We start from the raw sequence: 14,903 nt of genomic DNA on the forward strand, positions 1-14,903 counted from the left end.
GAACGGTGTATGCGGGATTCAGGCTGGGCTTCTCCCCGGCATCTCGATGCCATGCTGGTGCACCCGGCGGTACAGGGTTGCCCGGGAGATGCCGAGGGCCTTGGCGGTGGCTGTGGGTTTCCAGCGGTGACGGATCAGGGCGTCGATCAGGGCCTGGCGTTGCGGGCTGGGCTCGAGCTCCCGGGCATCCTCGAGTACCGAGCCGGGCAGGCCCTGGCTGTGCAGGGGTTCGGGCAGGTGGCAGGGCTGGATCAGCGGCCCTTCGCACACCGCGCAGGCGTAGCGCAGCACGTGGCGCAACTGCCGGACATTGCCTGGCCAGCGATAGCCAAGCAGGCACTCCAGGGCGGCGCTGCCCAGTTGCAGGGTAGTAGCACAGTGGCTCGACTCTTCAGCGAGGATCCGGTTGATCAAGGCCAGGCGGTCACTGCGTTCGCGCAGCGGGGGCAACTGGAAACGCGCGCCCCCCAGGCGAAAGTACAGGTCCTCGCGGAACTCGCCGGCGGCCACCAGGCTTTCCAGGTCACGGTGACTGGCGCAGATCACCTGCAGGTCCACCGCCTTGCGCCGTGAAGCGCCCAGGGGGGCCACTTCGCCTTCCGCCAGCACCCGCAGCAGGCGGGTCTGCAGTGCCAGCGGCATGTCGCCGATCTCGTCGAGGAACAGCGTGCCGCCGTCGGCCTGTTGCAGCAGGCCGGGCATGCCCTTGTGCGAGGCCCCGGTAAAGGCCCCGGCGACGTAGCCGAACAACTCGCTCTCGATCAGGCTTTCCGGGATGGCCGCACAGTTGATCGCGACGAAGGGTTGCTCCCGGCGTTGGCTGGCCTGGTGCAATTGGCGGGCGAAGACTTCCTTGCCCGATCCGGTCTCGCCCTGGATCAGCACCGGCAGGTTGCGGTCCTTGACCCGTACCGCCAGGCGCAGGCTCTCGGCCAGGCGCGGGTCCAGTTCGGCCGGGCTCAACACCAGGCGCTGGCGGCGGTTGCTGCGGCGGGGCGCGCTCAGGCGTCCGTGCAAGGCCTGGGTGCCCGCCTGGTGGTGCAACAGGCACAGCGATTCGTCGCGGGCGGCCTGCAGCTGTGCTTGATCGAACACCTGGCCGATGTGTTCCGGCAGCCGGCCAAAGCCGTGCAGCAGCCATTGGCGCGCCGCCGGGTTGAGCGCTTGCAGGCGACCGTCGTCGTCCCAGGCCAGCAGGTAATCGGGCTGGCTGTCGACGTACCCCGGGCTGCGGTGCGCGCGCAGCACCCAGTAGCCCTGGACGCTGTTCATGAAAAACGCCTGTTCGATTTCCCGCGCGCTCTGCACCACCATCTGCCGGATCAGGTGCTGGGAACGACGCTCGTCCGGCGAGCGCACGGCCGATACATCAAGCACCCCGAGCAACTCACCCTGAGGGTCGAACACCGGTGCCGCGGAGCAGGTGAGGCCGATAAAGGCCGCCCGAAAGTGGTCGCGCTTGTGCACCGTCACCGGGGTGCGGGCGGTGAGTACCGCGGCCACGCCGCAGGTGCCTTCTTCGCCCTCCGACCAGCAGGTACCCAGGTACAGGCCGGCTTTCTGGCAATCGTTGCGGATCGTGCTTTCGACCCGGTAGTCGATGGTCTGGCCCTGGGCATCGGTGAGCAGCACGCAGTAGTCGGCATCTCGCACGCGGCCGTGGAGGCGGGCGACTTCTTCGCTGGCGATGCGCAAGAACAGCTCCGAGCGCTCACGGCATTCCTGCAGCACGTTGTGCGAAAGGATCCGTGGCCCCTGCAGCGAGCCGGGGTCCAGATGGTGTTGCTCCATGGAGCGGCGCCAGGAGTCGAGGATCAGGTCGGGCACAGGCAACTGCGGCAAATGGGCAGCGTTCTTCAAGACCCGGCTGACGCAATCCACGTGCGCCTTCGAGTGTACGGAAAGCATTCAGGCCTCCGGTTCCAGCTTCTTGTCGTTGTGCGGCCATTAAGCGCCGATCAATGCCTGCAGACAAGCGCCAGGGGGAGCACGGCTGCGCGTGAGACGCGACGTCTCACGGTCTCGGTGCCACCCCGTGCAACCTGACATCCGACGTCTCAACCGGGCCTGGCCCGGCGTTGCGATCAGGCGGATGAAAAGCCTCTGCAACGGGCTTCTCCGGCGGTTATTGGAAAACTGGCACCAGGCTTGCTCTAGCCCTGGCAAGCCTGACAACAATAATTCGAGGTGCCTTATGTCCTGCCATTGCGGCTTTGTGCCTGAGCTGTCCCGGAGCGCGCCATGAGCCGCCCGCCGTTGACCGTGGGAATCATCGCCAACCCGGCGTCCGGGCGTGACGTGCGCCGCCTGACCGCCAATGCCGGGCTGTTTTCCAGTACCGATAAGGTCTCGGTGATCCAGCGCCTGCTCGCCGCCTTTGGGGCCACCGGCATCGAGCGGGTGCTGCTGCCCACCGACATGACCGGTATCGCCGCCGCCGTCCAGAAAAACAGCCACAGCCGCCAGGCCCGCGAGAGCCACTGGCCGGCGCTGGAGTTTCTCGACATCACCTTGCGCCAGAGCGTCGCCGACACCCGCCAGGCCGCGCGCCTGATGGCCGAGCGCGGCGTCAGCCTGATCGCCGTGCTCGGCGGCGACGGCACCCACAAGGCGGTGGCCGGCGAGATCGGCGACATCCCCATGCTGACCCTGTCTACCGGCACCAACAACGCTTTCCCGGAACTGCGCGAAGCCACCAGTGCCGGCCTGGCCGGTGGCTTGTACGCCAGCGGACGGATTCCCCCGGCCATCGCCCTGCGTCGCAACAAGCGGTTGGTGGTGCGCGAGCCAAACCGGGGCTTGTGCGAGATCGCTCTGGTGGATGTCGCGGTGTCCTCGTTGCCCTTCATCGGCGCCCGGGCCATTAGCCGAGCCGCGGACCTGGCACAAGTCTTCGTGACTTTTGCCGAGCCGCAATCGATCGGCCTGTCGGCCCTCTGCGGGCTCTGGTTGCCGGTGTCGCGGCAAGCGCCGGGCGGGGCCTGGATGCGCCTCGATGGCCAATCCCCGGAGGCCCTGCTGGTGCCGCTGGCGCCAGGCCTGCTGCAAGGCTGCGGCGTGCTGGCGGCCGGCAGCCTGGAACCCGGCGTCGCCCATGGCCTGGCGCTCGCCAGCGGGACCCTGGCCCTGGACGGCGAGCGCGAGATCGAATTCAACGTCCACGACCGACCCACCGTCACCCTCGATGCCGGCGGCCCGCTGAGCATCGATGTGCATGCGGCCCTGGCCTATGTCGCGCAAGAGCGCCTGCTGGCCATCGGTCGCGAACACCCGCAACACCCCGTGAACCTTCAGTCCCAAGACACTCCTGGAGAATAAAAATGTCGACACCGCTGACTGCTGAAAAATTGCTGCATGCCTACCAGGTGATGCGCACCATCCGCGCCTTCGAAGAGCGCCTGCACGTGGAATTCGCCACCGGCGAGATTCCCGGTTTTGTCCACCTGTACGCCGGCGAGGAAGCGTCGGCCGCCGGGGTCATGGCCCACCTGGGCGATGACGATTGCATTGCCTCCAACCACCGTGGTCACGGTCACTGCATCGCCAAGGGCGTTGATGTGTACGGGATGATGGCCGAGATCTACGGCAAGAAAACCGGGGTCTGCCAGGGCAAGGGCGGCTCCATGCACATCGCCGACTTCGAGAAGGGCATGCTCGGCGCCAACGGCATCGTCGGGGCCGGCGCACCGCTGGTGGTTGGCGCGGCGCTGGCCGCCCGGCTCAAGGGCACCGACAGCGTTGCGGTGGTGTTCTTCGGCGACGGCGGCTCCAACGAAGGGGCGGTGTTCGAAGCGATGAACATGGCCTCGGTGTGGAACCTGCCGTGCCTGTTCATTGCCGAGAACAACGGCTACGCCGAGGCCACTGCCTCCAACTGGTCGGTGGCCTGCGACCATATCGCCGACCGCGCCGCCGGTTTCGGCATGCCCGGGGTCACGGTGGATGGGTTCGACTTCTTTGCCGTCCACGAAGCCGCCGGTGCCGCCGTGGAGCGGGCCCGGGCCGGGGAGGGGCCGTCGCTGATCGAGGTCAAGCTGACCCGCTACTACGGACACTTCGAAGGTGATGCCCAGACCTATCGGGCGCCGGACGAGGTCAAGCATTTCCGTGAGCACAACGACTGCCTGATGCAGTTTCGCGAACGCACCACCCGCGCCGGCTTGCTTGAGGCCAGCCAACTGGACCGCATCGACCAGGAGGTCGAGTCGTTGATCGAGAACGCCGTACGCAAGGCCAAGTCCGACCCCAAGCCGAGCGCGGCCGACCTGCTGACCGACGTCTACGTCTCCTATCCCTGAACGCCCCCCTATAACAAGAATCGAGACTTTCATCATGGCGAGAAAAATCAGTTATCAGCAGGCAATCAACGAAGCCCTGGCCCAGGAAATGCGCCGCGATCCCAGCGTGTTCATCATGGGTGAAGACGTGGCCGGCGGTGCCGGTGCCCCTGGCGAAAACGATGCCTGGGGCGGCGTACTGGGCGTGACCAAGGGCCTCTACCACCAGTTTCCCGGGCGGGTGCTCGACACCCCGTTGTCGGAACTGGGGTATGTCGGCGCGGCGGTGGGGGCGGCGACCTGTGGCGTGCGTCCGGTGTGTGAGTTGATGTTCGTCGACTTCGCCGGTTGCTGCCTGGATCAGATCCTCAACCAGGCCGCTAAATTTCGCTACATGTTCGGCGGCAAGGCCTCCACGCCGCTGGTGATTCGCACCATGGTCGGCGCCGGGCTGCGCGCCGCTGCCCAGCACTCGCAAATGCTCACCTCCCTGTGGACCCACATCCCGGGCCTGAAAGTGGTCTGCCCCTCGTCCCCCTACGACGCCAAGGGCTTGCTGATCCAGGCCATTCGCGACAACGACCCGGTGATTTTCTGCGAGCACAAATTGCTCTACAGCATGCAGGGCGACGTGCCGGAAGAGCTCTACACCATCCCGTTTGGCGAGGCCAACTTCCTGCGCGATGGCAAGGACGTGACCCTGGTGTCCTACGGGCGCACCGTCAACACCGCGATGGACGCGGCCCGCAGCCTGGCCGGGCGCGGTATCGACTGCGAGGTGATCGACCTGCGCACCACCAGCCCGCTGGACGAAGACAGCATCCTCGAAAGCGTCGAGAAGACCGGGCGCCTGGTGGTGATCGACGAAGCCAACCCGCGCTGCTCGATGGCCACCGACATCTCGGCGCTGGTGGTGCAAAAGGCCTTCGGCGCACTCAAGGCGCCGATTGAAATGGTCACCGCGCCGCACACCCCGGTGCCGTTTTCCGATGCCCTGGAAGACCTCTACATCCCTGACGCGGCGAAGATCGAGAACGCCGTGCTCAAGCTGATTGAGTGGAGCAAGCGTTCATGAGCCAGATCCATACCCTGACCATGCCCAAGTGGGGCCTGTCGATGACCGAAGGCCGGGTGGATGCCTGGCTCAAGGAGCCGGGGCAAGCCATCAACAAGGGCGACGAAGTGCTGGACGTGGAGACCGACAAGATCTCCAGCAGTGTCGAGGCGCCGTTTTCCGGGGTGCTGCGACGCCAGATCGCCCGCCAGGACGAAACCCTGGCCGTCGGTGCCTTGCTCGGGATTGTGGTCGAGGGCGACGCCAGCGAGGCCGAGATCGATGCCGTGGTCGAGCAGTTCCAGGCGGCGTTCGTGCCGGGTGCCGGCGCCGAGGAAGACCTGGGACCGAAACCGCAGAAGGTCGAGCTCGATGGCCGGGTGATCCGCTACTTCGAGCGCGGCGCAGGCGGTATCCCGCTGGTGCTGGTGCACGGCTTTGGTGGCGACCTGAACAACTGGCTGTTCAACCACCAGGCCCTGGCGGCCGAACGCCGGGTGATCGCCCTGGACCTGCCCGGGCATGGCGAGTCGAGCAAGCAACTGCAACGCGGCGACCTGGATGAGTTGAGCGGCGTGCTGCTGGCCTTGCTCGATCACCTGGATATCGCCCAGGTGCACCTGGTGGGCCATTCCATGGGCGGCGCGGTGTCCTTGAATGCGGCGCGCCTGGCGCCCCAGCGGGTGCGCTCGCTGAGCCTGATCGGCAGCGCCGGCCTGGGCCCGCAAATCAACGGCGACTACCTGCAAGGCTTCATCGAAGCAGGCAACCGCAATGCCCTCAAGGCGCCGCTGGTGCAACTGTTCTCCAACGCCGAGCTGGTCAACCGGCAGATGCTCGAAGACATGCTCAAGTACAAGCGCCTGGAAGGGGTCGACGATGCGCTGCGGCAACTCGCGGCCACGCTGTTTCATGCGGGCCGGCAACAAGTCGACCTGCGTGCCGTGGTGCAGGACGCCCGGCACCCGGTGTTGGTGATCTGGGGCAGCGACGACGCGATCATTCCGGCGGCCCATAGCCAAGGCCTGGCAGCCCAGGTCGAGATCCTGCCGGGCCAGGCGCACATGGTGCAGATGGAAGCGGCGGAGCAGGTCAACTGCTTGCTCCTGGACTTCGTGCAGAGCCACTGAACGCGCTCCCGGTGACCCGCGACGGTCACCGGCAGCCTTTGTTTTCAAGGAGATTTCACCATGAGCCTGATCAATAACCCGCCCCGCAGCATGCGCGCCGCCGTCTGGCATGGCCGCCACGATATCCGGGTCGAAGACGTACCGTTGCCCGTGGCGCCTCCCGCCGGTTGGGTGCAGATCCGCGTCGAGTGGTGCGGCATCTGTGGTTCCGACCTGCACGAGTATGTGGCCGGGCCGGTGTTCATCCCGGTGGACGCGCCGCATCCGCTGACCGGGATCAAGGGCCAGTGCATCCTCGGTCACGAGTTCTGTGGCGAGATCGTCGAAATCGGCGCCGGGGTCGAGGGCTTCAGTGTTGGCGAGCCGGTGGCCGCCGATGCCTGCCAGCATTGCGGCACCTGTTACTACTGCACCCACGGGCTGTACAACATCTGCGAGAACCTGGCTTTCACCGGCCTGATGAACAACGGTGCCTTTGCCGAACTGGTCAACGTGCCGGCCAACCTGCTGTACAAGCTGCCGGCCAACTTTCCCGCCGAAGCCGGGGCGCTGATCGAGCCCTTGGCCGTGGGCATGCACGCGGTGAAAAAGGCCGGCAGCCTGCTGGGGCAGAACGTGGTGGTGGTTGGTGCCGGGACCATCGGCCTGTGCACCATCATGTGTGCCAAGGCCGCCGGAGCGGCACAGGTGATCGCCCTGGAAATGTCCGGAGCGCGCAAGGCCAAGGCGCTGGAGGTGGGCGCCAGTCATGTGCTCGATCCCCAGGAGTGTGATGCCCTGGCCGAGGTCCGGCGCCTGACAGGGGGCCTGGGGGCCGATGTCAGTTTCGAATGCATCGGCAACAAGCACACGGCCAAGCTGGCCATCGACCTGATCCGCAAGGCTGGCAAGTGCGTGTTGGTGGGCATCTTCGAGGAGCCCAGCGAGTTCAACTTTTTCGAGCTGGTGGCCACCGAGAAACAGGTGCTTGGCGCGCTGGCCTACAACGGCGAGTTCGCCGACGTGATCGCCTTTATCGCCGACGGCCGCCTGGACATCACGCCGCTGGTGACTGGGCGCATCCAGTTGGAGCAGATCGTCGGCCAGGGTTTCGAGGAGCTGGTCAACAACAAGGAGCACAACGTCAAGATCATCGTCTCACCCAGCCGTATCTAAAACCCCCCGGGAGGGCGCTTAATCGAGGGACCGCCCGGCGAGCTGGGCCTCAATCAGTTGGCACAGGCTGCGTACCGCTGCCGGCATGGCGTCTGCCGCGGTGTTGCCAAAACCCAGCAGGAGTCCATGGCGCGCCGCGGTCGGGCGCGTCACCCACAGGCTCGACAAGGACCCTGCGCCGATCTGCCGGCGGCGTGCGGCCAGGGTCAGCGCCTGGTCGTCACAGCCTTCAGGCAAGTACGCCAGCAGGTGCAAGCCGGTGGCCGCCGTCGCCACTGAAAGCAGACCATCGGCGTGGCTGTCGAGGGCTGCGAGCAAGGCGGCGCGGCGCTCGCTATAGAGTGCCTTGGCGCGGCGAATATGACTGCCCAGGTGGCCGTTGCCAATGAAGTCGGCGGCCGTCGCCTGCAATGACTTAGGCACCCGATGCCCGCTGCCGTTGCGCACCCGTTGCAGGACATCCACCAAGCCCTCGGGCGCCACCAGGAACCCCAGGCGCAGGCCGGGGATCAACAGCTTGCTCAAGGTGCCCACATATATCACCCGGCCGTTGTGGCCATCCAGCGCCTTGAGCGCAGGGGTCGGTCCACAGTCGTAGCGGAACTCGCTGTCGTAGTCGTCTTCGAGGATCAGCGCATTGGCTTGGTCTGCCCATTGCAGCAGGGCCAGGCGCCGGGCCAGGCTCATGGTCACGCCGGTGGGGTATTGGTGCGAGGGCGACACCAGTGCCAGCCGGGCATCGGGGGCCAGGCGGCGACCGGCCTGCACGTCCAGGCCCTCGGCATCCACCGGCACGCCGACGGTTTCCAGCCCGGCGAGGATCAGGCTGCGGTACGTCGCATCGTAGCCGGGGTTTTCGACCCAGGCCCGCTCGCCACGGTCGGTGAGGGCGAGCGCGGCGATCGAGACCGCGGCCTGGGCGCCGGGGGTGATGATGATCTGCTCGGCCGTACAGACCACACCACGGGCCACTCCCAGATACTCCGCCAGGGCCTGGCGCAAGGGCAGCGAGCCCTGGGGATCGCCGTAGGACGAGTGAGTCGGCAGCCGGCCACGCCAGAATCGCCCTTCGAGTCGGCCCCACAGGGCATAGGGGAAGGCATCCAGGGCAGGAAGGCCGGGGGTCAGCGGCCAGTCGGGATGCCCCAGCGACATGGAGTCCGGCCCGGCCAGTTGCCGGGCGCGCAAGGAGCCGCCCAGTAACCCCGGCGGCGCGGTGGGCGAGGGCGGCGGCCGGGCGTTGATCCGGCTCGCGACATAGGTGCCGGCCCCTTGTCGTGCCTCGCAGAATCCCTCGGCCAGCAGTTGCTCGTAGACCCCGGTCACGGTCATGCGCGACACCCCCAACTCCTGCGCCAGCAGGCGCGAGGCGGGCAGGCGGATGCCGGGCTTCAAGGTGCCGTCGGCGACCCCCTTGCGGAAAAACCGCAGCAGTTGTTCGCGCAATGTCAGCGGGCTGTCGGGGCTGGGGACAAAGGCGTTCCAGACCGGGTAAGCGGTCGCGCGGGTCTTCATGGGCAAGGGACAGCCAAAGGGAAAGTGGTCTAATTTATCTGCTGGAAGTGGATATTTCAAACAGTCCATTTTGTCCCGATACTGGCGCCACTGTTAGCCCAGCTCCCCAGGCCAGGCCTGGTGGCGCGCACGTTTGAAGGTCAATCACGGATGAACCACAGCGCTGTTGCCTTACCCCTGAAGTCCAGCGATCTGCTGCCCCCGATCGTGGCGGCCCTGATCTCGGTGATCGTCAATTACGGCGGCACTTTCATCCTGGTATTCCAGGGCGCCACGGCCGCCGGACTCAGTCCTGAGTTGACCGCCTCGTGGATCTGGTCGATCTCGATCGGGGTCGGCTTGACCGGGGCCTGGTTGAGCTACCGCTACCGCGAGCCGATCATCACAGCCTGGTCGACCCCCGGTGCGGCCTTTCTGATCACGGTGCTGCCCCACACGCCTTTTGCCGAAGTCATCGGAGCCTACCTGCTATCGGCCGCTGGTTTCGTGATATTGGGGTTGTCGGGCTACTTCGAGCGGCTGGTCAGGCTGATTCCGCCGGGGATTGCCGCAGGTCTGCTGGCGGGCATTCTGTTGCGCTTCGGCATGGGCGCGTTTGGTGGCGCGAGTGTCGATCCGCTGCTGGTGGGCGTGCTGATTGTCAGCTACGGCGTACTACGTCGTTTCACCGCCCGCTACGCCATAGTCGGCGTGCTGCTGATCGGTATCGCGCTACTGCTGGGGATGGGCCAGGTCAGTTTCGACCGTGTCGAGTTGAGCCTGGCAGCGCCGGTCTGGACCACGCCTGAGTTTTCCGTCAACGCGCTGCTCAGCGTCGCCTTGCCGTTGTTTCTGATCACCCTCACCGGGCAATACATGCCGGGCATGCTGGTGTTGCGCAACGACGGTTTCACCACCAGCGCCAACCCGATTATCACGATGACGGGGCTGGGGTCATTGCTGATGGCGCCGTTCGGCTCCCACGCGTTCAACGTGGCGGCGATCACGGCTGCTATCTGCACCGGCCCGGAGTCCCACGAAGAGCCCGGTAAACGCTACATCGCCGGCCTCGCCTGCGGGCTGTTCTATGTGCTGGTGGGGGTATTCGGCACTACCCTGGCCACCTTGTTCGTGGTCCTGCCAGCCACCTTTATCAGCACGTTGGCCGGCCTGGCCTTGCTGGGGGCAATAGGGGGCAGCCTGGCGACGGCGGTGAGTGATGTGCGAGGACGGGAAACGGCGTTGATCACCTTTTTGGCGACCGCGGCCAATGTCACCCTGCTCGGGCTGGGCGGGGCATTCTGGGGGGTGTTGGTGGGGCTGGCGATGCATGGCTTGATCCATGCCGGGGTGCGGGTGAAGCGCGGGTAAAGGTTGCAGTGTGACCGTGGGAGCTGCCGCAAGGCAGCTCCCTGAAGACCACCAATCAGTGGTTTTTGTTTTTGTGCTTGTTCTTGTGTTTGTGCTTATGGCTGTTGCCGCCAGAGCTGTGATGATCGTCGTCATCGGCCAGGTTGTTGCCAACCGCGCCGCCCGCGGCACCGCCAAGGCCGGCGCCGATGGTCGAGCCGGTGGAGCCGCCCAACTGGTTACCGATCACCGAGCCACCGGCTGCGCCGAGGCCGCCACCAATCGCGGCTTCATTCTTGTTGCCTTTGGGGGCGGCGATGGCACCGCCCGCAGCACCGCCAACACCCGCGCCAATCGCCGCGCCAGTGCTGCCGCCGATCTGTTGGCCGAGGACGTTACCCAGCGCACCACCTATCCCGCCGCCGACGGCAGCAGTGCCATCTCCGGCAGCCATGGCGCCTTGGGTGATCAGAATGCCTAGAGCAAGAGTAGACAGGATCAATCGCATGATGGGGGTCTTCCGTGTGTTCACGCTGTGGGGGGAAACTTGAAGTTTAGAGGGCGCGGCGTCGATAAAGTTCGACCCGCACCCACTCAAGCCTCAGTTGTCATAGCCCAGGTTGGGTGCCAGCCAACGCTCGCTCACGCTCAATTCCTGGCCTTTGCGGGCGGTGTAGCTCTGCACCTGATCCTTGTCGATCTTGCCCACGGCAAAATACTGCGCCTGCGGATGGGCGAAGTACCAGCCGCTGACCGCAGCTGCCGGGAACATCGCATAGTGCTCGGTGAGGAACACGCCGCTGCGGCCGGCCTTGAGCTCCGAGGCTTGCGGGTCGAGTAGCTTGAACAGGGTCGACTTCTCGGTGTGATCCGGGCAGGCCGGGTAGCCGGGGGCAGGGCGGATACCGCTGTACTGCTCCTTGATCAGCGCCTCGTTGTCCAGCACTTCGTCCTTGGCATAACCCCAGTGTTCCTTGCGCACCTGTTGGTGCAGCCACTCGGCGCAGGCCTCGGCCAGGCGGTCGGCCAGGGCCTTGACCATGATCGAGTTGTAGTCGTCGCCCGCGTCCTGGTAGGCCTTGGCCACTTCCTCGGCGCCGATCCCGGCGGTGGTGATGAAGCCACCGACGTAGTCGGTGACGCCGCTGTCCTTGGGTGCAACGAAGTCGGCCAGGGAAAAGTTCGGCTTGCCGTCGGTCTTGATGATCTGCTGGCGCAGGTGGTGCAGGCGGGCGATTGGCTTGCCGTCGTCGCCGTAGACTTCCAGGTCGTCGTCGTGCACCTGGTTGGCCGGCCAGAAGCCGAACACCGCACGGGCGCTGATCAGTTTCTCGTCGATCAGCTTGGCGAGCATCTCCTGGGCATCGGCGTACAGCGCGGTAGCGGCTTCACCCACCACTTCGTCCTGCAGGATGCGCGGGAATTTGCCGGCCAGGTCCCAGGAAATGAAGAACGGTGTCCAGTCGATGTATTCCGCCAGGACCTTCAGGTCAATGTTGTCCAGGACCTTGGCGCCGGTGAAGGTCGGCTTCACCGGTACGTAGCTGCTCCAGTCGAACTGCGGCTTCTTGGCAATCGCCGCTGGGTAGCTCAGGCGTTCGGTGCGGGCGCTACGGTTGGCGGTACGCTCGCGGACTTCGATGTATTCCTCGCGGGTTTTCGCGACGAAACCGGCCTTCAGTTCCTTGGACAGCAACTGCGTGGCCACGCCCACCGCACGGGAAGCGTCGGTGACGTAGACCACTGCGTCGTTGCTGTACTTGGGTTCGATCTTCACCGCCGTGTGGGCCTTGGAGGTGGTCGCGCCACCGATCATCAGCGGCAGGTGGAAGTCCTGGCGCTGCATCTCGCGGGCGACGTGGACCATCTCGTCCAGCGATGGGGTGATCAGGCCGGACAGGCCGATGATGTCGCACTTCTGTTCCTTGGCCACCTGCAGGATCTTCTCCGCCGGGACCATCACGCCGAGGTCGACGATGTCGTAGCCGTTGCACCCCAGGACCACGCCGACGATGTTCTTGCCGATGTCGTGCACGTCGCCTTTCACGGTGGCCATGAGGATCTTGCCCTTGGCCTCCGGTTTGTCGCCTTTTTCCAGTTCGATGAACGGAATCAGGTGGGCTACGGCCTGCTTCATTACCCGGGCGGACTTCACCACCTGGGGCAGGAACATCTTGCCGGCGCCAAACAGGTCGCCGACGATGTTCATGCCGGACATCAACGGGCCTTCGATGACTTCGATCGGCCGGGCGAAGGACTGGCGCGACTCTTCGGTGTCTTCGACGATGTGGGTGGTGATGCCCTTGACCAACGCGTGTTCCAGGCGCTTGTTGACGGCCCAGCCGCGCCATTCCTCGGTCTCGGCTTCCTTGACGCTGCCATCGCCCTTGTACTTGTCGGCGATGGCGAGGAGGGCGTCGGTGCCGTTCGGAGTACGGTTGAGCACCACGTCTTCCACGGCGTCGCGCAGCTCGCTCGGGATCTGGTCGTAGATCTCCAGTTGGCCGGCGTTGACGATGCCCATGGTCAGGCCGTTGCGGATCGCGTACAGCAGGAACACCGAGTGGATCGCCTCGCGCACCGGGTTGTTGCCACGGAACGAGAACGACACGTTGGACACCCCGCCCGACGTCAGGGCGTAGGGCAGTTCGTCACGGATGTAGGCGCAGGCGTTGATGAAGTCGACCGCGTAGTTGTTGTGCTCCTCGATGCCGGTGGCGACGGCAAAGATGTTCGGGTCGAAGATGATGTCTTCCGGTGGGAAGTCCACTTCGTTGACCAGGATGTCGTAGGAGCGCTTGCAGATTTCTTTCTTGCGCGCTTCGGTGTCGGCCTGGCCGGCCTCGTCGAAGGCCATCACCACCACGGCGGCGCCGTAGCGCTTGCAGAGCTTGGCGTGGTGAATGAACTGCTCGACGCCTTCCTTCATGCTGATGGAGTTGACGATGCCCTTGCCCTGGATGCACTTGAGGCCGGCTTCGATCACTTCCCATTTCGAGGAGTCGATCATGATGGGCACGCGGGAGATGTCCGGCTCGCCGGCAATCAGATTGAGGAAGGTGACCATGGCCTTCTTCGAATCGAGCATGCCCTCGTCCATGTTGATGTCGATCACCTGGGCGCCGGCTTCCACCTGCTGCAGGGCGACTTCGAGGGCTTCGGTGTAGTTGTCTTCGCGAATCAGCCGGGCGAACTTGGCGGAACCGGTGATGTTGGTCCGCTCGCCGACGTTGACGAACAGCGAGTTGCGATCGATGGTGAAGGGCTCCAGGCCCGACAAGCGGCAAGCCTTGGGGATTTCTGGAATCTGCCGCGGGGCATAGCCGGCAACGGCCTTGGCGATGGCCTCGATGTGCCCCGGCGTGGTGCCGCAGCAACCGCCGACGATGTTGAGGAAGCCGCTTTGGGCGAATTCTTCGATGACCCTGGCGGTTTCCTCCGGCAGTTCGTCGTACTCGCCAAACTCGTTCGGCAGGCCGGCGTTGGGGTGCGCCGAGACATGGGTGTTGGCCTTGTTCGACAGCTCTTCGAGGTACGGACGCAGCTCACTGGCACCCAGGGCGCAGTTCAGGCCGACGGAAATCGGCTTGGCGTGGGCAATCGAGTTCCAGAAGGCTTCGGTGGTCTGCCCCGACAGGGTGCGACCGGAAGCATCGGTGATGGTCCCGGAAATCATGATCGGCAGTTCGAAACCCAGCTCCTCGAACACGCCCTGCACAGCGAAAATCGCCGCCTTGGCGTTGAGGGTGTCGAAAATGGTCTCGATCAGGATCAGGTCGGCGCCGCCCTCGATCAGGCCCTTGGCGGCTTCGGTGTAGTTCTCCACCAACTCGTCGAAGGTCACGTTGCGGTAGCCGGGGTTGTTGACGTCTGGCGACAGCGAGCAGGTGCGGCTGGTCGGCCCGATCACGCCCGCGACGAAACGCGGCTTGTCCGGGGTTTCCAGGGTTTTGGCGTCGGCCACCTTGCGTGCCAGGCGCGCACCTTCTACGTTCAATTCGTAGGCCAGGCCCTGCATGCCGTAGTCGGCCAGGGATACCTGGGTGGCGTTGAAGGTGTTGGTTTCGAGAATGTCGGCGCCGGCATCCAGGTAGGCTTTCTCGATGGAGCCGATCACGTCCGGGCGAGTCAGGACCAGCAGGTCGTTGTTGCCCTTGACGTCGCTTGGCCAGTCGGCGAAGCGTTTGCCGCGATAATCCTGTTCCTCGAGCTTGTAGCTCTGGATCATCGTGCCCATGCCGCCATCGAGAATCAGGATACGTTCTTTGAGGGCTTGCTTGAGAACGTGGAGGCGAGCACTGCGATCGGACATGGGGACTACCTGGTCAGGCGATTACGAAGGGCCGGAATCATAACAAACCTGTGCGCTATTGGGGCATGAGCAGGATTTGCATGAATATCGCTCATGTTGGAGGTGGAGCCGGACCGGTAGAATCGCGGCGT

10 protein-coding genes are annotated in these 14,903 nt (G+C 65.1%); 6 read left to right on the plus strand and 4 right to left on the minus strand.

Translation table 11 applies throughout. From position 1 onward, the window contains the following. Positions 1-18: 18 nt before the first annotated feature. Positions 19-1,908 carry a sigma-54-dependent Fis family transcriptional regulator gene (locus QMK50_RS24930; RefSeq protein WP_320334261.1) on the minus strand — a complete coding sequence of 630 codons (1,890 nt, stop codon included), beginning with the start codon at positions 1,906-1,908 and terminating at the stop codon, positions 19-21. Between the two features lie 333 nt (positions 1,909-2,241). Between QMK50_RS24930 and QMK50_RS24935 the strand changes: the two genes are divergently transcribed. The 5 genes from QMK50_RS24935 (at position 2,242) to QMK50_RS24955 (ending at position 7,616) form a co-directional block, all read left to right on the plus strand. Further along, entirely contained in the window at positions 2,242-3,318 is a 1,077-nt protein-coding gene (locus tag QMK50_RS24935) for an ATP-NAD kinase family protein (RefSeq protein ID WP_320334262.1), read from the plus strand. 2 nt (positions 3,319-3,320) lie between these two features. Continuing rightward, on the plus strand, positions 3,321-4,298 hold the full coding sequence (locus QMK50_RS24940) for a thiamine pyrophosphate-dependent dehydrogenase E1 component subunit alpha (protein WP_159995184.1): 978 nt from the start codon (positions 3,321-3,323) through the stop codon (positions 4,296-4,298). A 34-nt stretch (positions 4,299-4,332) separates the two neighbouring features. Continuing rightward, positions 4,333-5,352 carry an alpha-ketoacid dehydrogenase subunit beta gene (locus QMK50_RS24945; protein WP_320334263.1) on the plus strand — a complete coding sequence of 340 codons (1,020 nt, stop codon included), beginning with the start codon at positions 4,333-4,335 and terminating at the stop codon, positions 5,350-5,352. Beyond that, positions 5,349-6,461 (plus strand): acetoin dehydrogenase dihydrolipoyllysine-residue acetyltransferase subunit, encoded by a 1,113-nt coding sequence (locus QMK50_RS24950; protein ID WP_320334264.1) that lies wholly within the window; start codon positions 5,349-5,351, stop codon positions 6,459-6,461. The genes QMK50_RS24945 and QMK50_RS24950 overlap by 4 nt, the downstream gene beginning before the upstream one ends. 90 nt (positions 6,462-6,551) lie before the next feature. Further along, entirely contained in the window at positions 6,552-7,616 is a 1,065-nt protein-coding gene (locus tag QMK50_RS24955) for a 2,3-butanediol dehydrogenase (protein ID WP_320334553.1), read from the plus strand. An 18-nt stretch (positions 7,617-7,634) separates the two neighbouring features. Here QMK50_RS24955 and QMK50_RS24960 read toward each other — a convergent pair whose 3' ends face one another. Next, positions 7,635-9,131: a PLP-dependent aminotransferase family protein gene (locus tag QMK50_RS24960; protein WP_320334265.1), complete on the minus strand. Its 1,497-nt coding sequence runs from the start codon at positions 9,129-9,131 to the stop codon at positions 7,635-7,637. Positions 9,132-9,281: 150 nt separating this feature from the next. Between QMK50_RS24960 and QMK50_RS24965 the strand changes: the two genes are divergently transcribed. Further along, on the plus strand, positions 9,282-10,481 hold the full coding sequence (locus tag QMK50_RS24965) for a benzoate/H(+) symporter BenE family transporter (RefSeq protein ID WP_320334266.1): 1,200 nt from the start codon (positions 9,282-9,284) through the stop codon (positions 10,479-10,481). 55 nt (positions 10,482-10,536) lie between these two features. Here QMK50_RS24965 and QMK50_RS24970 read toward each other — a convergent pair whose 3' ends face one another. Further along, positions 10,537-10,968, minus strand: a complete 432-nt coding sequence (locus QMK50_RS24970) for a glycine zipper domain-containing protein (protein WP_320334267.1) — start codon at positions 10,966-10,968, stop codon at positions 10,537-10,539. Positions 10,969-11,061: 93 nt separating this feature from the next. Further along, positions 11,062-14,772 (minus strand): methionine synthase, encoded by a 3,711-nt coding sequence (gene metH, locus QMK50_RS24975; RefSeq protein ID WP_320334268.1) that lies wholly within the window; start codon positions 14,770-14,772, stop codon positions 11,062-11,064. Between the last annotated feature and the right edge of the window lie 131 nt (positions 14,773-14,903).

The sequence above is a fragment of the Pseudomonas sp. P5_152 genome (assembly GCF_033989915.1).
GTDB lineage: Bacteria > Pseudomonadota > Gammaproteobacteria > Pseudomonadales > Pseudomonadaceae > Aquipseudomonas.